Origin of the sequence: Geminicoccus harenae (assembly GCF_019800005.1) — a bacterium.
GTDB lineage: Bacteria > Pseudomonadota > Alphaproteobacteria > Geminicoccales > Geminicoccaceae > Geminicoccus > Geminicoccus harenae.
In genome coordinates this window covers 63,566-85,822 of the sequence record NZ_JABGCL010000015.1, presented here as the reverse complement: position 1 = coordinate 85,822, position 22,257 = coordinate 63,566, and the positions used below count along the sequence as shown (strand labels likewise).

The 22,257-nt window shown below is 71.1% G+C and carries 16 protein-coding genes, 1 tRNA gene and 1 pseudogene; 1 reads left to right on the top strand and 17 read right to left on the bottom strand.

Going from position 1 to position 22,257, the window contains the following annotated elements:
• Complete coding sequence (locus HLA95_RS15100) at nt 1-648, bottom strand: LON peptidase substrate-binding domain-containing protein (RefSeq protein WP_191060492.1); 648 nt, start codon at nt 646-648, stop codon at nt 1-3.
• The gene (gene trxA / locus HLA95_RS15095) at nt 648-1,586 is read right to left on the bottom strand and encodes a thioredoxin (protein WP_191060493.1); all 939 of its coding nucleotides are present in this window, start codon (nt 1,584-1,586) and stop codon (nt 648-650) included. The genes HLA95_RS15100 and trxA overlap by 1 nt, the downstream gene beginning before the upstream one ends.
• A gap of 167 nt (nt 1,587-1,753) precedes the next feature.
• Here trxA and HLA95_RS15090 point away from each other — a divergent pair.
• A tRNA-Gly gene (locus HLA95_RS15090) sits at nt 1,754-1,828 on the top strand.
• 144 nt (nt 1,829-1,972) lie between these two features.
• Here the strand turns inward: HLA95_RS15090 and HLA95_RS15085 are convergent.
• From HLA95_RS15085 to HLA95_RS15015, 15 genes and pseudogenes are all read right to left on the bottom strand, one after another.
• Nucleotides 1,973-3,232: a DUF763 domain-containing protein gene (locus HLA95_RS15085; RefSeq protein ID WP_222183736.1), complete on the bottom strand. Its 1,260-nt coding sequence runs from the start codon at nt 3,230-3,232 to the stop codon at nt 1,973-1,975.
• A gap of 108 nt (nt 3,233-3,340) precedes the next feature.
• A complete protein-coding gene (locus HLA95_RS15080; RefSeq protein ID WP_322100139.1) occupies nt 3,341-4,780 on the bottom strand; it encodes an amidase in 1,440 nt (479 codons plus the stop codon).
• A gap of 198 nt (nt 4,781-4,978) precedes the next feature.
• The gene (locus HLA95_RS15075) at nt 4,979-5,353 is read right to left on the bottom strand and encodes a hypothetical protein (protein ID WP_191062416.1); all 375 of its coding nucleotides are present in this window, start codon (nt 5,351-5,353) and stop codon (nt 4,979-4,981) included.
• A 66-nt stretch (nt 5,354-5,419) separates the two neighbouring features.
• On the bottom strand, nt 5,420-8,716 hold the full coding sequence (locus HLA95_RS15070) for a helicase-related protein (protein ID WP_222183732.1): 3,297 nt from the start codon (nt 8,714-8,716) through the stop codon (nt 5,420-5,422).
• Nucleotides 8,717-8,744: 28 nt separating this feature from the next.
• On the bottom strand, nt 8,745-9,995 hold the full coding sequence (locus HLA95_RS15065) for a cytochrome P450 (RefSeq protein WP_191062334.1): 1,251 nt from the start codon (nt 9,993-9,995) through the stop codon (nt 8,745-8,747).
• Nucleotides 9,996-10,040: 45 nt separating this feature from the next.
• Nucleotides 10,041-11,051: a UDP-glucuronic acid decarboxylase family protein gene (locus tag HLA95_RS29180; RefSeq protein WP_222183785.1), complete on the bottom strand. Its 1,011-nt coding sequence runs from the start codon at nt 11,049-11,051 to the stop codon at nt 10,041-10,043.
• Nucleotides 11,052-11,129: 78 nt separating this feature from the next.
• Nucleotides 11,130-12,176, bottom strand: a pseudogene (locus HLA95_RS29175) (CgeB family protein); the annotation flags it as partial.
• Complete coding sequence (locus HLA95_RS15050; RefSeq protein ID WP_191060974.1) at nt 12,173-13,273, bottom strand: CgeB family protein; 1,101 nt, start codon at nt 13,271-13,273, stop codon at nt 12,173-12,175. The pseudogene HLA95_RS29175 and the gene HLA95_RS15050, both read right to left, overlap by 4 nt.
• A complete protein-coding gene (locus tag HLA95_RS15045; protein WP_191060973.1) occupies nt 13,270-14,400 on the bottom strand; it encodes a CgeB family protein in 1,131 nt (376 codons plus the stop codon). The genes HLA95_RS15050 and HLA95_RS15045 overlap by 4 nt, the downstream gene beginning before the upstream one ends.
• Complete coding sequence (locus tag HLA95_RS15040) at nt 14,397-15,521, bottom strand: glycosyltransferase family 4 protein (protein ID WP_222183730.1); 1,125 nt, start codon at nt 15,519-15,521, stop codon at nt 14,397-14,399. Before HLA95_RS15040 ends, HLA95_RS15045 begins: the two co-directional genes overlap by 4 nt.
• A 52-nt stretch (nt 15,522-15,573) precedes the next feature.
• Nucleotides 15,574-17,628, bottom strand: coding sequence for an NAD-dependent epimerase/dehydratase family protein (locus HLA95_RS15035; protein ID WP_191061186.1), 2,055 nt, complete (start codon nt 17,626-17,628; stop codon nt 15,574-15,576).
• On the bottom strand, nt 17,625-18,728 hold the full coding sequence (locus HLA95_RS15030) for an NAD-dependent epimerase/dehydratase family protein (RefSeq protein ID WP_191061185.1): 1,104 nt from the start codon (nt 18,726-18,728) through the stop codon (nt 17,625-17,627). Before HLA95_RS15030 ends, HLA95_RS15035 begins: the two co-directional genes overlap by 4 nt.
• A gap of 254 nt (nt 18,729-18,982) precedes the next feature.
• The gene (locus HLA95_RS15025) at nt 18,983-20,527 is read right to left on the bottom strand and encodes a DUF3618 domain-containing protein (protein ID WP_222183728.1); all 1,545 of its coding nucleotides are present in this window, start codon (nt 20,525-20,527) and stop codon (nt 18,983-18,985) included.
• Entirely contained in the window at nt 20,524-20,910 is a 387-nt protein-coding gene (locus tag HLA95_RS15020) for a phage holin family protein (RefSeq protein WP_191061133.1), read from the bottom strand. The genes HLA95_RS15025 and HLA95_RS15020 overlap by 4 nt, the downstream gene beginning before the upstream one ends.
• The gene (locus HLA95_RS15015; RefSeq protein ID WP_222183727.1) at nt 20,907-22,034 is read right to left on the bottom strand and encodes a hypothetical protein; all 1,128 of its coding nucleotides are present in this window, start codon (nt 22,032-22,034) and stop codon (nt 20,907-20,909) included. Before HLA95_RS15015 ends, HLA95_RS15020 begins: the two co-directional genes overlap by 4 nt.
• Between the last annotated feature and the right edge of the window lie 223 nt (nt 22,035-22,257).

The window sequence follows — 22,257 nt, the reverse complement described above, 5'->3', positions numbered from 1 at the left end:
TCAGTGCATCTGGGTGGGTGCGCCGCCGGGCGTGGTGCGCGCATCCATCTGCATGAGTGCGGTCAGGATCTCGGTCTGCCGGTTGAGGTCGGGCGCTTCCAGCAGGGCCTGCTTCTCCGACGGCTCGAACGGGCAGATCATCGCGAGCGAGGTGACGAGCCCCGACATCGGCGCCTGCTCGATGCCGGACCATTCGGCGGACAGCTCGTGGGCGTCCAGGAACTGCCGGAGCGCGTCCAGCAGTGCGGTACGCAGGGCGCCCGAGGGCTCGACCGGCTCCAGGTCGCCCATCCACCGGTTGAAGTCGGCGCGCACCTGCCGGTACGGCGTGCCGCAGTCCAGCTCCTCGACCACGTCGAACCGGCACACACCGGTGAGGGCGATCAGGAAGCGGTCGTCGGTTTCCTCGAAATGGGTGATCCGCCCGGCGCAGCCGATCCCGTAGATCTGCGGCGTCGGCTCGCGCTCCTGGTCGGGCCGGGGCTGCACCATGCCGATGATCTTGTGGGTCTGCATGGCGTCACGGACCATCGCCAGGTAGCGCGGCTCGAAGATGTTGAGCGGCAGGTTGCCACCCGGCAGCAGGAGGGCGCCGGTGAGCGGGAACACCGGGAAGTGGACCGGCAGGCTCTCGACCGACAGCGCCATCAGGAGAACAGCACCGAGCTCAGCTGGCGGCGGCCCTTGAGCGTGGCGGGATGCTGCAGGCCCAGCACGTCGAAGAACTTCACGAGCTGCTTGCGCGCGCGCTCGTCCTCCCAGGCGCGGTCGCGGCGGATCACGGTCAGGAGCTGGTCCATCGCCTGCTCGACCTGGCCGCGCAGGAACATCAGCGTCGCCAGCTTGCAGCGCGCGTCATGGTCGTCGGGATCGGCCTCGACCCTGGCCGCCAGCGCCACCGGATCGCCCAGCTCGCCGGACTCCTTGGCGAGTGCCAGGGCGGCCTTGGCCCCGGTGATCTCGGCATTGTTGGCGAGCGAGGCCGGCACCTGGCCCAGCACCTCCTCGGCACTGGCGAAGTCGCCGAGCGTCACCAGGCTGCGGGCGAGGCCGCCGAGCGCCGCGGCATTCTCCGGCTCGAGCTGGAGGATCTGGCTGTAGAGGGCAGCGGCACCCTGCACGTCGCCCGCCTCGGCCATGGACTTGGCCTCGGCGAGGGCCACCTGCACCTCGTCCTCGCCGCCGGCAGCACCGGCGGCGCCGCCCGCCATCTTCAGGAGCTGGTCGACCAGCGCCTTGATCTGGCTTTCGGGCTGGGCGCCCTGGAAGCCGGTGACCGGCTGGCCGCCGACGAAGGCATAGACGGTCGGGACCGACTGGATGCGGAACTGCTGCGCCAGCTCCGGATTCTTGTCGATGTCGATCTTGACCAGCCGCACCTTGCCGCGGGCACCCCGGACCACCTTCTCGAGCGTGGGGGTGAGCTGCTTGCACGGGCCGCACCAGGTCGCCCAGAAGTCGACCAGGACCGGCACGGGCGACTGGATGACGTCCTTGGCGAAGGTCGCGATGCTGCCTTCGACGATCCAGTCGTCGCCGCTTGCTTGTGCGGGAGCCGGAGCCGTACCGGTGCCGAACAACGCCATGACGCCTCACCAGGGAAGGGAACCAAAACAACGGCAACGGGCCATGCCCCTGCCGCGCCCCTGGAAGATGGCGGCGTCCAGGAGGCGATACAAGGGTTCCGCATTCGGTGCGAAGAAGGGCTTGCAGACGCCGGATTTTCCGTCTAATCACCGCGCCACCCAAGGACGCGGGCGTAGCTCAGGGGTAGAGCACAACCTTGCCAAGGTTGGGGTCGAGGGTTCGAATCCCTTCGCCCGCTCCAATATCTCTTCCGGACCACCGACGGTTTGTGTGACGCGGCGAAAGCCGTGCCGGCTGCTTGGTGGCTGCTTTCCTTCATCTGTCGTTGTCGTAGGCCGGCATTGCCGGCCCACCGCATCATGCCGTGCCGCTGCTGGCGGTGATCTCAGCCGCCGGACCCGGCTGACTTCGGCTCCGGCTCCCAGCCGAACACGCTGCGGCCGCCCAGCGCGTGCGAGCGGTGACGCTCGCCGGCCGTGAACGCCGGCAGGGACGGGCCGGTGGCGCTCGTCTCCAGGGCTCGTGCCTGCTGGTCCAGCCGGGCCAGTGCCGCCAGCCGCTCGTCATTGCCGAGCCTGGCCCTGCTCACCGCATCCTTCATGACCGTGATGGTCTGGTCGTAGACCCGGCTAGGCACGGGGTAGGGGTGGCGGTCCTTGCCGCCATGGGCCAGCGAGAAGCGGGCGGGATCGGCAAAGCGGCAGGGCGCGCCGTGCACGACTTCCGCGACCATGGCGAGTGCCGCCACGGTGCGGGCACCCACGCCCGGCACCAGCAGGAGATCGGCGAAGTCCGCCGGGCCCCGGTCGGCCGCGGCGGCGAGCGCGCCATGCAGGCGGCGGATCAGCACGTCCTTGGGCCGCACGTCATGGTGCTCCGGCATGACCAGATGAGGCAGGAGTGGCGCTTCCGGCGGCGGTGCCGGCCGGGCCCGCCGGGCCTGGAGGATGGCGGCCTCGCGGGCGATGCGGTCCGGGCCCAGCTCCCCGAGCAGCCCGACCTGGTGGCGGCGCGAGACTGCGGCGCGCCGGTCGGTCAGGTTGACGATCCGGCCCCGGTTCGGGCCGTCGATGGCGCTGTGCGGCGCTTCGACGAAGCTCTGGAGATGTTCCGACAGCCAGTGGTAGCGCCGCGCGGTGCGGCTGATCCCGTTCATCCCCTGCTGCACGACCACCCACCGGCCGTCATCGGCCACCACGAAGCCGTGCAGATAGAGGTCGAAGCCGTCCTGCACGGCGGCACTGTCGACCTTGGCGACCAAGCGGCTGGCATGGGCCAGGGCCGCCCCGTCCAGCCCGGTCCGGGCACCGAACGCGGCCAGCTCCTCGGGCGTGCGCCGGGAATGGCTGCCGCGCCCGCCGCAGACGCGCAGGCCCAGCTCGTTCTCCAGCGGCGCCAGCCCCCGCTTGAGCGCGCCCAGCACGCTGGTGGTGATGCCTGAGGAGTGCCAGTCCATGCCCATGACGGCGCCGAAGGACTGGAACCAGAACGGGTGGGCCAGGCGGCGCAGGAACTCGTCGCGGCCGTAATGGTGGATGATCGCCTCGGCGATCACGGCGCCCAGCCGGCTCATCCGCTGGCCGAGCCAGGCCGGCACCCGTCCATGGTGCAGGGGCAGGTCGGCGCTGCCGGCGCGGCGGGCCATGCGGTCTCCTCTAAGAACAGAAGGAGAACTCCTAGCAGCCGGCAGGAGGGCCGGCCATGGCCGCGATCCGGGTCCTGCCGGAGGGGCAGAACCCGGGGATGCCGGAGGTCAGGCGGTGGCGTGGATCGGCGGCTTCTTGCCGATCCAGGGGCGCGCCTGCTCGACCTGGGTGGCCAGGTTCAGGAGGGTCGCCTCGTCGCCCATGCGGCCGACGAACTGGATGCCGATCGGCGTATTGTTGGCGAACGTCGTGCTCGGCAGTGAGATCGCCGGCAGGCCGGAGATGTTGAAGGCGAACATGTAGGCCGCGTCCGACCAGCGGGCGAGATAGCGCTTGCGGTCACCGTCCTCCATCGACCAGTAGCCGACCGGCCGCGGCGGCTGGGTCAGCACCGGGGTCAGGAACGCGTCGAACTGGTTCAGCTCGATGCCCAGCTGCTGGTTGGCCTTGCGGATCCCGGCGATGCTGGCCGAGTACTGCTTGGCGGACAGCGTCTTGGCGTACTCGAACATCGTCCAGTTGAAGGCCGCCAGCTCGTGCTGCTCGATCGGCCGGCCGACCAGCGCCGCCGACTGGTCCATGGCATTGGCCATCTCGACGGCGATGATGTCGTTATAGTCCCACCAGGCCTTCTCCAGGTCGAACTTGACCGTGTAGGGCTCGAGCTTGTGGCCCATGCCCTCCAGCAGGCTCGCCGTCTCCCTGACCGCCTGGGCGACCTCGGGTGCGAGCGGCTCGCCGAACGGCGCGTCCAGGGTGAAGCCGATCTTCAGCGGCCTTGGTGCCGCCTGCGCCAGCTCCAGCCAGCTCTTCTCGGGGACGGGCGGCGTGTAGGGGTCGCCAGCACCCCAGCCGGCCGTCGCGTCCAGATAGGCCGCGGTATCGCGCACCGTGCGGGTGCAGGCGAAGGTGTAGACCGAGCCGAACCAGAAGTCGGCATCGGCTGGGCCATAGGTGATCCGGCCGCGCGAGGGCTTGAGGCCGACCACGCCGCAGCAGGACGCCGGCACCCGGATCGAGCCGCCGCCGTCCGAGGCCTCGGCCAGCGGCACCATGCCGCTCACCACCGCCGCCGCGGCACCGCCGCTGGAGCCGCCGGGCGTGCGCTCCGGGTTCCAGGGGTTCAGCGTCTTGCCGTAGAAGCGCGGCTCGGTCGCGATGCACCAGCCGCCCTCGGGCGAGTTCGTGCGGCCGAGCAGGAGGAAGCCGGCCTCCTTGATGCGGGACGACAGGGTGGAGTCGTAGGCGCAGACATAGTCCTTCAGATACTCCATGCCGCCATCGACACGGGTACCCTCCCAGTGCGAGCCGATGTTCTTGAGCAGGAACGGCACGCCGCCGAACGGACCCTTGGGCTCGGACTGCGCCGCCGCGCGGCCGATCTCGTAATTCTTGATCACCACCGCGTTGAGCTTGGGATCGATGTCCTCGATGATCTGGATCGCGGTCTCGACCAGCTCGCTGGGCGTCACTTCCTTCTTCTTGACCAGGTCGGCCAGCGCCAGCGCATCGCTGTCCGCATAGAGCCCAACCAGGTCCTTCGTCACCCTTGCCAACTTTGTTCTCCTGCTTCGCACGGCATCGCTCGAGGGCTGTTCCCGGAGGGCCGGGACGGCGGCGACCTTAGAGTCCGTAACGCCGTTACGCCATTGGCCAGCTCGGGCCGTGCGAAGCCCCCGGCGGGGCCAGCCTGGCCGCCGGGTGGGGCAGGAATCGTGTCGGCAGCGCCTAAAAAGTCGGCCGGGTCAGCCCTGGCGGCTGCGCCCGTAGCTGCGCACCCGCGAGCCCATGGTGCTGCCGACCGCGCAGCCGGCACCGCCGGCCACACAGCTCCCCTGGTCGTCCAGGAGGCGTTCCACCGCGGCTACCTGCGCCTCGGGCACCTCTGCCGCCACGACGAAGGAGCCGGCGCGCATGCCTTCCAGGTAGGACGGATGCTCGCTGTGCGGGATGAAGGTCTCGAACAGGTTGCGCCAGAAGCCGTGGTCGGCACCGCCCTCCCGGTCTTCCCCGCCCCGGACCAGCACCGCATCCGGTGCCACGCCCAGGGCCACGATGCTGTCGCGGGCGCGCTCCGCTGCAGCGCGGGTCGCGAAGATCGCCGTGATCGCTCTGCTCATGGCCTGCCTCGCCCTGATTGATCCCTTGAAGGGAACCGGCACCGGGCGGGCGGAGTTCCGTCCTGCTCACGCGGTGGCAGGCGGCTCCTCCGGGGATTCGGCCCCCGCTTCCAGCGCCGCCAGGAGCAACTCCAGCCGTTCCTCGGGATCCTCGATGGCCTGGGCCAGCACGAGGCGCCGGTCCTTCCGGCTCCAGCCGGGCAGGGCCGGCACCGGTGCCTCGTCGCGCAGGGTGAGCGCCAGGCCCTGCGGCCCGGCATCCACGCGGCCGATGCCGAGGCGGCGGCAGGCGGCCAGGATGCGGGCCTGGGCCAACAGCCGGGTCATGCCCGCCGGCACCGGGCCGAACCGGTCCTCCAGCTCGGCCAGGAACGCCTCGACATCGGCTCCGTCCGCCACCTGCGCCGCCCTTGCATAGAGATCGATGCGCATGTCGGGCTCGGGCACGTAGTCGGCCGGGATCCGGCCAGTGACGCCCAGATGCAGCTCCGGCAGCCAGTCGTCGGCCACGTCCTCGCCGCGTACCCGGCGCAGCGCCCGGTCCAGCAGATGCTGGTACAGGCCCAGGCCCAGCGTGGTGACGTGCCCGGCCTGCTCCTCGCCGATCAGGTCGCCGGCCCCGCGCAGGTCCAGGTCGCGCGCGCTGATCGCAAAGCCCGCCCCCAGCCGGTCCAGCGCCTCCAGGGTGCGAAGCCGCTTCTCCGCCGCGGGGACGGGCGGGTGGTCGGGGTCGGTCAGCAGCAACGTGGTGGCGCTGCGGTTGCCCCGGCCGACCCGGCCACGCAACTGGTGGAGCTGGGCCAGGCCGAACCGCTCGGGGCGCCAGACCAGCATGGTGTTGGCGCGCGGCACGTCCAGGCCGCTCTCGATGATGTTGGTGGCCAGCAGGAGGTCGCCCTCGCCCTCGGCGAAGCCCACCATGGCCGCGTCGACGTCGTCGGCGGGCAGCTTGCCATGGACCACCACCACCCGCAGCTCCGGCACGATCCGGGCCAGCCGCTCGGCCATGGGCGTGATGTCCTCGATCCTCGGGCAGACCACGAAGCTCTGGCCGCCGCGCTGGCGCTCGTACATGAGCGCGTCGCGCAGCACCGCCTCGTCGAAGGGCTGCAACTGGGTGCGGATCGGCTGGCGCTGGACCGGCGGCGTGGTGATCAGGCTCAGCTCCTGCAGCCCGACCAGGCTGGCCTGCAGGGTGCGCGGGATCGGGGTGGCGGTCATGGTCAGCACGTGGCCGCCACCCTCCGCCAGGGCGCGCAGCTTCGCCTTCTGCGCTGCACCGAAGCGCTGCTCCTCGTCGATCACCAGGAGGCCCAGCTGGGCGAAGCGCACGCCGCGGGCGGCCAATGCGTGGGTGCCGATCACCAGGCGGATGCTGCCATCCGCCAGCCCGGCTTTGACCTTGCGCGCCTCGGCCGGCTTCACCAGCCGGGACAGGAGGGCGACCTCGATGCCCAGATGGGCGAAGCGACGGGCGAAGGTCCGGGCATGCTGGCGGGCCAGGACCGTGGTCGGGGCGGCGAGCGCCACCTGCCGGCCGGCCAGCACTGTGACCGCGGCGGCGCGCAGGGCGATCTCGGTCTTGCCGAAGCCGACATCGCCGCAGACCAGCCGGTCCATCGGCCGCCCCGCCGCGAGATCGGCCAGCACCGCCGCCTCCGCGGCGGCCTGATCGGGGGTGAGCGGGTAGGCGAAGCGGGCGACGAAACGCTCATAGTCGCGGGCCGGTGCGGTCAGCTTCGGTGCACTGGCCCGGTCACGCGCGCCGGCCTGCTCGACCAGATGCATGGCGGTGGCGCGGATGCCGTTCTCGACCCCGGCCCGCCGTTTGGCCCAGCCGTCGCCGTCCAGCCGGTCCAGGGTCACCGCCTCCGGATCGCCGCCATAGCGCCAGATCCGGCCGATCTCGCCCACCGGCACCAGCAGGGTCTTGTCGCCGGCATAGCGCAGGCGCAGCACCTCGCCGGGCTCCTCTTCCCCGAGCGTGACCTCCTCCAGCCCTTCCAGCACCCCCATGCCATGGTCGAGATGGACCACGACGTCACCGGTGCCGAGATCGACCTCGCCCAGCGGCAAGGTGGCCTGCGGCGTCGCGGCCTGGGCGAACTCTGCCCGCGTGCCGAGCAGGTCGGCCGCGGCGATTACCGTGGCGCCGGCAGCCTCGTCGACGAAGCCGTGCCGGACGGGCAGGGCCAGGGTGAGGAGCGTCCCCGGCTCCGCGGCAGCCGACTCCTGCCAGTCCTTTGCCGCCGCTGCCGAACTTCCGGTCGCCTGGCGGGCGCGCGAGGCCAGGGTCCGGAGCGGGCGCGGGTCGCCTGCGGCGAGCACGACTGGCCCCTTGGCCAGCCGTGCCTGGAGGAAGGCCCGAAACTGCCGGGCGCCTTCCCGGCTCTCGACGAAGCGGGGGACGCGCTCGTCCGGGCGGGTCCGGTGCTCCAGCTCCAGGGCGGCCGCCGTCCGCTCCCGCCACGCATCCTCCTGAAGAAAGAGCTGTTCCGGCGGCAGTGCGGTGTCGCCTGGACCCTGGCGGGCCTGCCAGGCCTCGGCCGCCTGCTCCAGGAAGTCGGCGGCCCGGGTCACGGCATGGGAGTGCAGCGTCAGCCGGGCATCGGGCAGGTAGTCGAACACGCTCTCCAGCCGGCCATAGAACCGGGCGAGCTCGTGCTCCTGGCCGCGCGGGAAGTCCGGCACCGCACCGTCCCCTGGCCGGGGCAGCACGATCTCCGAGGCCGGGTCCACGATCAGCAGGTCGGTCTCGACCGCGGAGCGCTGCGAGACGGGATCGTAGGAGCGGATCTCGCTGATCCTTCCGTCCTGGTGCTCGATCCGGCAGGGCATCGGGGCCGCCGCGGGGAACAGGTCGATCACCTGGCCGCGCAGCGCCGCCTCGCCCGGCTCGTCGACCCGCTCGTCCACCACATAGCCCTGGCGCAGGAGGTCGGTCCGCAGCCGGTCGAGATCGACCGGGTCGCCCACGCGGAACTCCAGCCCGGCATCGGCCCAGACCGTGCGTGGCGGTACCAGGCGCATGAGTGCCGGCGCGGTGGCCAGCACCAGCCGGGGCCGGGCCCGCTGGTCCAAAAACCAGCGCAGCATGCCCATGCGCTGGCCCATCACCGCGACCGAGGGCGGCATGCGCTCGTAGGGCAGGCTGTCCCATTCCGGCAGCACGGCCACCGGCAGGTCCGGCGCCATGGCACCGGCCAGGGCCGCCAGCGCCCGGGCCGAGCGCAGGTCGGCGGCGACATGGATCAGGGGCGTGGGCTCGGCCGCCAGCAGGTGGAGGAGCCGCGCGGCGAGCAGGCCGGTCGGCACCGGGCGCGCATCGGCAGAAGCGTCGGCGGGGGAATCGGCTGGCGGCATGATCGGTCCAGGAGGGAGGGCGCCCGGCTCAGGCCGCCAGGAGCTGGGTCTTCTGCATGATGAAGCCGCTCTTGGGCAGGGCGGGAAGCTGGTCCAGCGCGACGGTGAGGTCCTGTGCCGGCACCTCGTAGCGGATCGTCCGGGTCAGGAGGCGCACGGCCTCCTCCAGCAGGGCGATGGTCAGCCATTCGCCCGGGCAGCGATGGCCGGTGGCAAAGTCGCCGGCACCCTGCGGGACCAGGGTGTTCGGGTCGCCCGGCCAGTCCACGAACCGCTCGGGCCGGAAGGTCTCCGGCTCCGGCCACAGCCGCCCGTCATGGTTGGTGCCGTAGAGATCGAGCAGCACCCAGTCGCCCTTGCTGAACTCGTGTCCCTGCCAGGCGAAGTCGTGGCGGGCGCGGCCGCCGATCACCGGGAAGAAGGGATAGAAGCGGCGGACCTCCTGGACGAAGGGCCGCAGCAGCTCGTCGCCGCCTTGTGCGAACTTCTCGCGCCACTGCGGGTGATGGTGGAGTGCGAGGGCGGCGAACGTCACGAACCGGGCCACCGCGACCGTCGGGCGCAGGACGTTCAGCAGCTCGACCGCGGCGGTCGTCTCATCCAGAAGCTCGCCGTCCAGGTCGCGGTGCCGGGCGATGAGGTCGGCGGCCGAACCTTCTGCGACCGCAGTCTCGCCCGACCGGATCGAGCGGATCGCGCCCCGCCAGTGGCGCTCGGCCTGGTTGCGCAGGTGGTGTGCCCACCAGTTGGCCGGCCCGATCGTGCCGGTCTGCTCGATCATCGCGACGAGCTGCCGGGTGAGCGGCGGCGCCTCGTCCGGATCGAGCGGCACCCCCGCCCAGGCGGCACCGGCCAGGGCGAGCATGGCCGAGACCTCGTCCTGCAGCACGATCTGCCGCTCCCCCCAGAGCGGCACGGCCGCGAGCCACGCCGCCCGGAACTGCTCCACCATCCGCTGGAGTGCCGGGGGCGACATCATCGCCAGGAACATCCCCTTGCGATGGTGGTGCGGCGCGTCGTCCAGGGTCTGGACGCTGCCGATGTCCTGGAGGAGGCGCAGCACGGTCGGCGGCATGGCACCGACCCGGGTGAACCGCTGCCCTTCGTAGAAGATCCCGGCTGCCTCGGCGCCGCGCATGCAGACCACCGGCGTCAGCATCAGCCGGGTGCGGAACAGGTCGGAGCCCAGACGGTCGCAGCGGCTGGACACGAAGGTGTAGCCCTCGCGCAGGAAGGCTACCGAGGCGTCGAGGCTGTCGTCCCTTGGGACTTCGTTCATACATGCGTTCCCTGCGCAGAGACGCATTGATATAGGCCGCCCCGCTCAGGCGGACAGACCGGCTACCGCGGCCGGCTTCAGCTTGCGCCTGGGCGGCTGGATCCGGATCACGGCCGATGCCGCGGCCGGCCCGGCGAACCAGGCGATGGTGGCGGCCAACCCCTCGCGCACGGAGGTGCGGGGCGCCCAGCCCAGCACGCGGCGGGCTACCGTGATGTCCGGCCGGCGCCATTGCGGGTCGTCGGCGGGCAGGGGCTCGTAGACGATCGGCGAGGTCGTGCCGGTCAGGCTGGTGACCAGGCGTGCCAGCTCGTTGATCGTGTACTCCTCCGGGTTGCCGATATTGATCGGCGTCAGCGGGTTCTCCGGCACCTCCATCAGCCGGACCAGGCCGTCGATCAGGTCGGTGACGTAGCAGAAGGAGCGGGTCTGGGCGCCGGTGCCGTACACGGTGAGCGGCCGGCCGGAGAGCGCCTGGACGATCAGGTTGGAAACGATCCGCCCGTCGTCCGGGCGCATCCGGGGCCCGTAGGTATTGAAGATCCGGGCCACCCGCACGTCCACCCGGTGCAGGCGCAGATAGTCGAAGCACAGCGTTTCCGCGGCGCGCTTGCCCTCGTCATAGCAGGCGCGGATGCCGATCGGGTTGACGTTGCCCCAGTAGCTTTCCCGCTGCGGGTGCTGGTCCGGGTCGCCATAGACCTCGCTGGTGGAGGCCTGCAGCAGCCGGGCATCGTTGGCGCGCGCCAGCTCCAGCAGGTTGCGCGCACCCAGCACGCTGGTCATCAGCGTGTGGATCGGGTCGGCCTGGTAGTGCCGGGGCGAGGCGGGGCAGGCCAGGTTGTAGATCCGGTCCACCTCGATGCTGGCCGGCAGCGGCTCGCACACGTCCGCTTCCAGCAGCGAGAAGCGCGGGTCGCGCTCCAGCGCCCGCAGGTTGTCGGGCGTGCCGGTGCGGAAGCTGTCCAGGCAGATGACGCGGCGGCCCTCGCCGATCAGCCGCTCGCACAGATAGCTGCCGAGAAATCCGGCACCGCCCGCGACCAGGGCGGTCATGGGGGCGGTGCGGCGGGCTCGCCCCCGGGACGACGTGTCCTTCGGCGTCGTGCGTTCGGCGGCGGCGAGATGCCGTTCCAACTCCGCCGCGCGGGCGATGCCGGTATGGGCACCCAGCACGATGGCCCGTGCGTTCTCCGCGATCTGCAGGCGTACCGGCTCGTCGATCCCGGTCAGCGCCGCCACCACCTGCTCGGCCTGGTCGGCGATCAGGATGGCCCGACCTTCCGGCAGGAGGTCACCCAGGCCTTCCCAGCGATCGCTGATGATCGGGGTGCAGCAGGCCGCCGCCTCGAACAGGCGCACGCTCGGCGAGTGGCCGGCCTTGATCATGTCGGCGCGGGTCACGTTCAGCGTGAAGCGCTGGCGGGCATAGAAGGCGGCATGCTCGGCGGGCGAGAGATGCTCGATCCGCTCGACATTGGCCGGCCAGTCGATCCCGTCCGGATATTGCGGCCCGGCTACCACGAAGCGCAGGTGCGGCAGGCGGCGGGCCGGCTCCAGCAGGAGCCGCTCCAGGGCGGGCTGCCGGTCGGGGCTGTAGGTGCCGAGATAGCCCAGGTCCCAGGTCGGGTCCGCCGGCAGCGGCGCATAGCGGGTCTCGTCCACCGCGCAGAAGAAGGCCTGCGGGTTGCGCGCGCCGAACTCGCGGGCGAGGCGCTCCAGCACCGGCCCACCGGAGAAGGACAGATAAAGGTCGAGCTCGGGAATCTGCCGCCGCGCCAGATAGCCGGCCTCGTCCTTTTCCAGCTTGGCCAGGGTGACCGGCGTGTCGATGTCGTAGAAGGCACGGATGCCTTTTGCCCGCTCCAGCACCAGGTCCAGGACCTCGATGCCGTCCGGCACGTAGGACCCGACGATCACCGCATCGGCGGCCTCGATGTCGGCCAGGTAGCGCTGCTCCAGGTCTTCCAGGCTTGCATAGAGGCCGAGCGTGCAGAAGTCGGGATCGGGCAGGTCACGGTTCTCGGCATACCAGGGAACGTCGCGCTCCAGGAACAGCACGCGGCGGCCACGGGTCGCGAGACCGCGCAAGAGGGCCCGGAAGGTGGTGGCGTGGCCGTTGCCCCAGGACGAGGAAAGGGACAGGCCGAGGACGACGAGGTCGAAAGGCCGCTCGGTCATGCAGCAAGCTCCTTGGCCTTGGTTACAATGCCGGCGGTAAGCAGCCGGTCCACCAGGACCGCACGCCGGTCGTAGGTATGCTCGGCCAGCACGCGGCGGAGCGCCGCCTGGCCGATGGTGCGGGCGCGCACCGGGTCGAGCGTCCGCACGGCCTCGGCGACGTCCTGGCCGTCGCGGACCACCAGCACCTCCTCGCCCGGCCGCAGGAACAGCTCGATGCCTTCCCAATGGTCGGTGAGCAGGCAGGCTCCGGCACCGGCCGCCTCGAACACCCTTGTGGGCGGCGAGAAGCCGATCGCAGCCATGCTGTCCCGGTTGATGTTCAGGACCGCGCTCGGCGTGCAGTTGAAGGCGTTGTGCGCCTCGGTCGCGACGTGCCCGATCTTGTCGACGTTGGGCGGGCAGTCCTTGTCCGCCCAGCCGGATCCGCCCAGGAGGAAGCGCCGCTCCGGCAGCATGGCGGCCGGCCGCAGGAAGAACTCCTCCACCCGCCGCTCGCGGTCGGGCAGGCGGTTGCCGAGAAAGCCGAGATCGCCCGTAAAGCGCCCGTCGGCCGCCACCGGATGGTGGGTGGTGGGATCCAGCGCATTGTAGACCGGCACGCAGTCGGCAGCGCCCAGCGCCCGGTAGGCCTGCACGACCGGGTCGCCGCCGCCATAGGTCAGCACCAGGTCGATCTCCGGCAGGACCCGGCGCAGCGGATGGTCGGATGCTACGGCGACCTCGGCCAGGGTGGCGGGCGCGTCCACGTCCCACCAGATCCGCAGGGCGTCGGGCCGGGCCTGCCCCAGAGTGCGCAGCAGGAGCTCGTCGTCGGCAAAGCCCACGCCGCTCGCCTTGACGATGACGTCCGCACCGGCACCGGCCGCCACCGCGCTGTCCAGGCCGTCCGCCGTGGCCGGATAGACCACCACGCGGCACCAGTCCGGCGGGTCGATGTCGCGATGGCTCTGCCGGTCGAACGCATCCGGCTCGTAGAAGGTGATGGCATAGCCATGGGCGGCCAGCGCCCGGAGCATGCCCCGGTAATAGGTGGCCGCCCCGTTCCAGTAGGAGGACAGGAGGCTGGAGCCGTAGAACGCGATCGTCCGGGTCATGCGGCTTCCTCGATGGCGGCAAGGGCGGCCCGGACCCTGGCACTGCCGCGCAGGACCAGGATGGCCAGCAGCTCGTCGACGCGATGGGCGCAGGTGTGCTGGCGGCGGATGGTCTCGAGGCCGCTCGCGGCGATCGTGCGGCGCAGCTCGGGGTCGGCCTTCAGCGCCTGGAGGTGCCGCGTCATCGCTTCGCCGTCCGCGGCGCGCAGATAGTCCCGGTCGCCGCGGAACAGGCCCTCGGCATCGTCCCAGGGCGCGCTCACCAGCGGGATGCCGCAGGCCAGCGCCTCGAACATGCGGATGGTGGGGATGCCGGGCAGGGCCGCGACATAGGGCCGGCGCGGCACGTGCATCGTCATCCGGTGCCGGGCGAACGTCCGGGGCACGTCGGCATTGGCAAGCCAGCCCCGATAGGCCAGAGGCGAGCGCGCCAGTGCTGCCAGCGCCGGCTCGGGATAGCGCACGCCATGCACCGTGCCGGACAGGCCGAGCTTGGTTGCCGGCTCGATCAGGAACTCCTGGAGCTCGCGTTCCCGCTCGCCATCGCCCCAGTTGCCGATCCAGACCAGGTCGGCTTCGGGCTCCACCTCCGGCAAGGGGCGGAACACCCTCGTGTCGGCCGCCTCGTGCCAGACGAATACCTGCCTGCCCCAGCCCTGGCGCTCGTAGCGCTCCTTCAGCGTGGCGCCGAAGGCCAGCACCGCGTCGTAGTCGGCCAGCCGCAGGTCGGCGATCGCCTGCTCGTCCGACACGCCGCGATGGTGGGTGTCGTGGAACAGGAGGGTGAAGGGCGCGCCGGCGCGGCGCAGCCGGCCGAGTGCCGCCACCAGGCCGGGATCGGTCCATTCATGGACCAGGACCACGTCGGCATCGGCCAGCGCTGCCGCATGGTCGAAGCCTTCGCCATAGCTCTGGCTGGTCAGGCCCGGGAAGTCATGGGCGAAGCGGTCGAGCGCACCCCTGCCCTGGTCGGCCAGGAGGTTGCTGCGGCTCCAGCCGTCGGCCGGCTCCAGCGCCAGGGTCTGGTGACCGCGGGACTGCAGCTCGCTGAGCAGGCCGCGCAGGAAATGGGCGTTGCCATGGTTCCAGTCGGACTGGAGCGAATGGGTATAAAGGACGAACTTCATGAAGTGCTCCCGCTGGCCCCGGCCGGGGCATGGCGCAGCATCGCGGTGCCGTAGGCGCGCAGCGTGCCGGTGAGCTGGCGATGAGTAGTGAAGGTGCCGGCGCGGCGCCTGGCCCGCTCGGCCAGGTCGAACCGCCAGGGCGGATCGTCCGCCAGGGCCTGGATCGCTTCGGCAAAGGCGGCGGGCTCGTGCGGCGGCACGAAGATGGCGGCATCCGCCCAGAGCTCGCGGAAGGTCGGGATGTCGGCCAGGAGCAGGGCAGCTCCGCTGCCGGCCGCCTCCAGCACCGCCAGGCCGAACGGCTCGTAGCGCGAGGGGGCGGCGAAGATGGCCGCCTCGCGCATCAGTTGCCGCAGCTCATGCGGCGGCAGCTCGCCCGCGGCACGGGCATGGTCGAGCCGGACCCGCTCGCCGTTCGGGCCCTGCAGCGCGCCGGCCATCACGACCGGCCAGGGCGAGGCGGCGGCGGCCTGATCGAGGGTGCGGCCGTTCTTGGCCTCGTCCCACCAGCGCCCGGCCGAGAGCACCATCTCCGTCTTGCCGCAGGCGATGGGCGGCACCGCCGCGGCGTTGTGGACGACCTCCAGGCGCGGCTGCGGGCCGTACACTGCGGTGACGCTCTCTCCATGGGAGCGGCTGGGCACCAGCACGACCTCCGCGCGGCGAAAGCCCAGCGCGTTGTGCCGCTCGAGCCAGCTCCGATCGGCCGGCAGCCGGTCGCCCCGCACCGCCCGCCACCAGGTGGACACGCAGGAATGCGAGGCCACCACCACCGGCAGGTCGATCTCCAGCCCGGCCGCCTGGGAGGGTAGGTTCAGGTGGAGCAGGTCGGCCTGCCAGTTCATGGCGATCCGGGCGAGGCTGGCCGGCACCTCCGCCAGAGCGTCGGCATCGGCCACCAGCCAGTCGAGCGGCAGGTCGGTCCAGTGCAGCTCGGCGCCGACCGCGGCGCATTCCGCCCGCTGTCGGGCATTCGGGGCCGGGCCGGACCCGACCAGCAGGGTGCGGATCCCTTCGCCTTCCAGGCCGGCGGCCAGATCCAGGGCGTAGCGCCACACGCCGCCCACCGCATCCAGGGTCATCATGACCCGGCGCGGGCGCATCAGGAGATCGACGGACATGGGCTCGGCCAGATGCTCGGGCGGGGGCAGGGTGGTGGGTGCGGCGGCCGGCTCATGCCAGCTTCCTCCGCCCGGCAGGCAGGGCCGGCTCGACCGGCAGCTCGGGCAGGCCTTCGGCCAGGGGCAGGCCCAGCTCCGTGCTGACCCAGAGGGCCAGGTCGCGCAGGCCCTCACGCCAGCCGATCCGCGCGTGCCAGTCGATGGCGTCGGTCAGCCGGCGGGTGTCGGCCACGAAGTAGAGCTGGTCGCCGGTCCGCCAGGCCTCCTTGCCATAGGCCACCTCCTTGCCGGTGAGCGTCGCGATCTCCGCCAGCACGGCATGGAGGCTCACCGCGTTGAACGGCCCGCCGCCCAGGTTGAAGGCCTGGCCCTTTACCTGGTCGATCCCGGCGAGCAGGCCGCGATAGGCCGCCACCGCGTCGTGGACGTGGAGGATGTCGCGCACCTGCTTGCCGTCGCCATAGATGGTGATCGGCTCGCCCTGCATCGCCTTGATCAGGAAGTGGGCGACCCACCCCTGGTCCTCCGTGCCGAACTGGCGGGGGCCGTAGATGCAGCTCATCCGCAGGACGGCGGTGCGCAGGCCGAAGCTCTTGGCATAGTCCAGGACGTACTGGTCGGCGGCACCCTTGGAGCAGCCATAGGGGGTGCAGAAGTCGAGCGGGCGGCTCTCGTCGACGCCGTGGGCGCGCAGGCTCGGATCGACCGGCAGGTAGCGCCCGCCGGTCTCGGCGACCGGAATGTCCTCCAGGGCACCATAGACCTTGTTGGTGCTGGCGAAGATCACCGGCGTCTCCGGCGCGTGGTTACGCACCGCCTCCAGCACGGTGAGCGTGCCCTGGGCGTTGACCAGGAAGTCGTGGACCGGGTCGACCAGACTGGAGGTGACGGCGACCTGGGCCGCCAGGTGGAACACCGCCTTGCTGCCCTTGACCGCGTCGGCGACCAGGCTGGCATCGCGGATGTCGGCGATGCAGCCATGCAGCCGCTCGCCATGGCTGTCCTGCAACCAGGCGAGGTTGCGCTCCACGCCGGGCCTGGCGAGGCTGTCCAGGACGATCACCTCCTCGCCGTCTCGCAGCAGCGCGTCGGCGAGGTTGGAGCCGATGAAGCCCGCGCCGCCGATCACCGTGACCGGGGCTGAGGGCCGCCGGACGTTCGGGGCGTGGAGCTGGTCCGGCAGGTCGGCCAGGCCGCTCACGCCGCCCGCCTCCAGCAGTCGCCTGAGGAGCTTCGGCCGTCCTTCCGCATCGGTGACACCCAGATGATAGTGGCGGGGATCGAAATAGACGCCTTCCTGGACCGCGACCTTGCGGGGCACGTCCTGCCAGCCATACCAGTAGAGCCGGTCGGCCGGCGCGTTCAGCGCTTCGCGGAAGCGTGCCACCTGCTGGGCCTCGTCGTGCCGCCAGGTCGCGTAGCCGGCCTCGGTGATCCAGATCTCGGCAGCCGGGTTGTAGCGGTCCAGAATCTCGCGCATCTGGCCGAGATGGGCGGCATAGCCTTCCCAGGCGGCGGCCTCGCTGTCCCAGGTGCCGGGAAAGCCGTGGAAGCCCACCGCGGCCACCTCGGCCAGGAGGTTGCGCTGGCCCATCAGCTCCAGCCAGTGGGCGTCGAACGGGGAGGGGCCGCACAGCACCGCCTTCCAGCCGCGCTGCCGCGTCCAGTAGGCGGCGGCACCCACCATCTCGCAGAAGAGCTGCCAGTCGTGGTCGACCCGCCAGTCCCAGTCGAGCAGGTTGTTGGGCTCGTTCCACAGCTCGACATGGCTGAAATGCCGCCCGTAGCGGGTCAGCACCATGTCGATGAAGTCGGCATAGTCCAGGAGCCGGCGGGGCGGCCCGGCGGAATGACCGGTGCGCGACAGGGATGGCGGCGTGTAGTGCACGCAGGGCAGGAGGTCGAACTCCTGGCCGAGCTTCGGGATCAGCCAGTCATACCACTCGGACCCGCCCGGCGTATGGAACTCCGCCCAGGACAGGTGGGTACGCAGGCGGGTGGCACCGGCCGCGCGCATCCCGGCGACTGCCTCGCCCACCCGGTCGTACTCGCCCTGGCGGAACCACTCGACGAAGCCGAACGGCCGTGCTGGGGGCGCAGCCCTCATGCGACCAGGCCACGCGCTTCGAGCTGCCGCTTGGCGTCCTCGCCGCGGTCCTGCGCGTCCTGGGCCCGGATCCACCCGGCCAGCTCGCCGACCTGGTCCTCCAGATAGCCGCTCGGCGAATAGCCCAGGAGGTCTCGGGCCTTGGCGATGTCGGCAAAGCAGTGGCGGATGTCGCCGGCCCGGGCCTTGCCCAGGAACTGCGGCGCCAGCTCGGGCACGTCCATGGCGTCGGCCAGCAGTTCGGCGACGCGCGCGATGGTGTAGGCACGGCCGCTGCCGATGTTCACCACATGGCCGGCGGCGGCCGGGCTGGTCATGGCCAGGTGGAAGGCCCTTGCCACGTCGCGCACATGGACGAAGTCGCGCTGCTGCTGGCCGTCCTCGAAGATGATCGGCGGCTGGCCGTGCAGGAGGCGGGCACCGAAATTGGCGAGCACGCCGGTATAGGGGTTGGACAGGGCCTGGCCCGGGCCGAACACGTTGAACAGCCGCAGCGCCACCGTCTCGATGCCGTAGGCCGCCCCCGTGATCAGGCAGGCGCGCTCCTGTGCGTACTTGGTGAGGGCGTAGATGGAGGCGAGGTCGACCTGCTTGGTCTCGTCGGTCGGCACCGGCACCAGGGGCGCGCCGTCCGGTCCCACCGGATCCCAGCCATTGGCCTCGCCGGCAACGCGACGGACGGCACCCACCCGGGTCCCGTCCGCGGTCCGGTACAGGCCTTCGCCGTACACGCTCATCGACGAGGCCACGACCAGGCGGCGGCCCGGCTCGTCGATCATGTTCTCGAGCAGCACGGCGGTGGCCAGGTCGTTGCCGCCGACATAGCGGGCGATCTCGTACATGCTCTGGCCGACCCCGACCTCGGCGGCCAGGTGGAACACGCCGTCCACGCCCTGGAGGCCGCGCCGGACCAGGCCGGCATCGCGCAGGTCGCCTTCCAGGAACTCCACCCCGGCGGGGAGCGGCGGCTCCACGTCGCCATGCACCTGCGGTACCAGGCTGTCGATCACGCGGACCTTGTGGCCCGCACGCAGGAGCTCATCGCACAACTGCCGCCCGATGAACCCGGCACCGCCGGTGACGAGATAGGTCGCCGCCATCCATGTCTTCTCCGCCATCGCTGCCAGGGGCAGCCCTGCTGAATAACAGTCGCGGGCGGAGGTTGTTCCCGAAGTGGAAGATAAAGATGTAAAAGAAGATGCTTACGGCGCGGTAATCTCATGATGAGCGTGTGAACAACGCCACACCCGGGCGGAACTTCCGGCGGTCATGGTCACCCCGCTTCCAGAAAAGCACCGCCGCCGGCCGGCCCATCTTTGGGCCGGCCGGCGGGTCCTGGTCGGTTCGCGCCAGGTCAGCGCTCCCGGTCTCGGCTCCGGTCATTCAGCACGGAGGTGTCGGTCCGGCCACTGCCGGATACGGTCGAGCTGGCCGGCGTGGTGCTGCCGGTGCTGCTACCCATGCCGGTGCTGCTGCCGCTGCCCACACCAGTGCTGCTGCCGGTGCTGCTGCCGGTGCTGCTGCCGCTGCTCATGCCGGCGCTGCCGCTGGTGCCGGTGCTGCTGCCGGTACCGGACCGGCTGGCGCCGGTCGAACTGGTCGAGCCGGTCGTGCCGGAGCCTGCAGTGCTGGTGCCCGACCCGGTAGTGCCGGTCCCGCTGCCCGACCCGGCGCTGCCGCCGCTCTGGCCGGCCTCGCCCGCCTTCTGCTTGGCCTTGTCGGCGGTGGCGTCGATGGCTTGGTGCGCCTGGTCCGCGGCCGACTTGGTCGTCTCGCGGATCTTGTCGGCGGCTTGGGACACGGCACCGGCGAGCTTGTCAGTGACCCCGCTCTCCTGGACCGATTCGACCACGTTCCGGTAGGTGTCCGTCGCCACGTCCGCGGCGTGCTCGTACTGCTGGTATGCCGTATCGACCACCGCGTCCTTGAACTGGTCGGCGGTCTGGCCCACCAGGCGGTTTTCCATCCGGGTACGCGGCAGGGCAGCACCCAGCATCGCGCCGATCGCAAGGCCGATGCCGCCCAGGACCAGGGGTTGGTCCTCGATCACCCGGCCGAAGCGGTCCTGCGCATAATGGGCCGCCCGTTCGCTGGCGATCCTGGCCTGCTCGCTCAGATGAGACGCCTGATGCGCCAGATGGCTGGCCGTGTCGCCGATTGCGTGCCCGGCCTCCTGGGCGCGCTGGTAGCCCATCGAGGCCGCCCCGCTCGCCCGCTCATAGGCCGAGGCCGCGGCGTCGCTGGCCCGGCCATAGGTGGAGGCCACCTCGCTCGAGACACTGCTGGCAGCGCCGCTGATGGCGCTGGCTGCCGAGTTGCCGGCGCGGCTCACGGCGCTGGCGGCATTGCTTCCGGCATCGCCCACCCTGTGCAGCGTCGCCCCACCGGTCTGGCCGACCGAGCGTACCGCCGAGCCGGCCCGCTCCGTGAGCGAGGGCGAATGGCTCTGGCTGCCCGAGGCGGGGTACTGGCTGCTCGGCCGCGGCATGCTGTCCACGCCGCTGCTGGTGCCGGTCGGGCGGTGCTCGACGCCGGTACCATGCTCGACGCCGGTGCCATAGGCGGCCAGCGGCGCGCCCAGGCGCTCGTCGTCCCGATGCCAGTGGCGGCGGTCGTCATGGCCCAGCCGGCGCTGCACGGCCGGCTGGCCACCCAGCATCAGCCAGCCGATCCCGGCGCCGACCAGCAGGAGCGGCAGCGGGTTGTCCCGGACCTGACGGCCCAGGTTCTGGGCGAACTCGGTGCCGTTCGAGGTCTTCATGTAGTCGACCGCCTGGTCGACCAGCTGGCCCGGCGACATCCGCTCACTGAGCTCGGCCAGGGTGCGGCGCACCTGGTCGCGGCTGTCCTCGACCTCGCGCTCGATCTCGTTGCTGGACTTCTCGTCGTAGCTGCTCATCGCACCTGCTCCCTGGCCACGGCAGCATCACGCTGCAACTGCTCGACCGTCTTGGTCGGCATCAGCCGGGCCGCCTTGAGATTGTTGATGCCCTTCTGCAGCGCGACGTAGCCGATGATGCCGACCACGATCGCCACGATCAGGAAGCCCCAATGGGTTCCGAGACCGGCCACCGCGAGCCAGGCCACGATCGCGTGCAGGAGCATGATGAAGGCGCCCAGCAGGATGACACCGCCGACGCCCACCGACGCCGACGCCGTGCCGACCTGCCCGGCCTTCTCGGAAAGTTCCGCCTTGGCGAGCTGCACCTCCTTCCGGAACAGGGTGGTGACGTTCTCGATCAGGTCGGAGAACAGGCTAGTGATGGGACGGTCCTGCATCATGCGCCGGACCCTCCCCCGATCGAGCCGCGAGTGCCCGTGCCCTTGTGCGACGGGTCGTCCTTGGCGCTGCTGGTGCCGGCGACGCTGCTGACGGCACCGCTGGTCGCTCCGGCGAGCTCGGCGGCCTGACGTACGCCGCTCGTGGAGGAAGCGCCCGTCCCGGAGGAAGTGCCCGCCAGGGAGGAAGCGCCAGCCATGGAGGTGGTGCCACCTGCGGAAGAGGTGCCACCCACGGGGGAGGTGCCGCCGGAAGAGGTACCACCTACGGAAGAGGTGCCGCCCACGGAGGAGGTGCCGGTACCGGCAGCGGGGCTGGTCGAGCCGGGGGTGCGGGATGCGTCATAGCCCGTGCTGCTCTGGGTAGCGGTGTCGGCCCTGCCGGCGCTGCCATAGGCCGTGCTGCCCGACCGGATGCCGTCCTCGCCCGAACCGGGATAGCTGCCGGTGTAGGCGGCCGACGAGCGATGGGTGTCGCCGTAGCCGCTGCCGCCCTGGTAACGGCCGCCCTGGTTGTAGCCCTGGCTGTCCTGCGGGCCGCGGCCCTGGTAGCCGCCCTGGTAATAGCCCTGGCTGCTGGATGCGGCCGAGCTCTTGAGGAAGCGGGACAGGGCGAAGCCGGCGAGCACGGTGAGGCCGAAGAAGACCACGGGCTCGCGACGGGCGTAGTCGGTCACATCCTGCAGGATGTCGCCGATCTTGCGGTTGCGCAGGGAGTCCGAGAGCTCGTCGGCCGAGCTGGCCGCCTGCCGCACGAACTGGGCCAGTTGCGGCGAGCTCTGCTCCAGCTCGTCCGCGGCCCGGGTGGCGGCGCGGGCGATCCCGCTCACCTGCTCGGCCCCGGCCGCCTTCTGCTCCTCGACCAGGCCCTGCGCCCGCTGCCTGGCGGCGTCCGCCACGTCGCGGCCCTGCTCCTTGAGGTCGTGCGCGAGATTCGTGCCCTCGCTCCTGAGATCCTGACCCAGCCTGCTCGCTTCCGCCTTCGTCTGGTCGACGGTTTCACGGGCGGCGTCCTTGGCCGCGCCGGTCTGGTGATCCGCTTCCTGCCGGCTTCCGGTAGTTCCGGTGCTCGCCGAGGGGGAAGTCAGGGTGGGATCCGTTCGGTAGTCCGTCGAGCCCGTAGCCATGACAATAACCTTTGGTTGGTGCATCTCCACGGGGAGGGAACTGCTGACGGATGCGCTCGTGCGGTCGGATTTCACCAGTGGATCAGGGTAGAAACCGCGATCATGAACTCGATGACGACCAATGACTGCGAGCCCGAGTTCCGTCCTGTCTCCGCCTTGGATTGCGTCCTTGAACCTGAGCCCATTGAACAACAGCAATTCGTCAAAGTTCCATCGGCCGCCG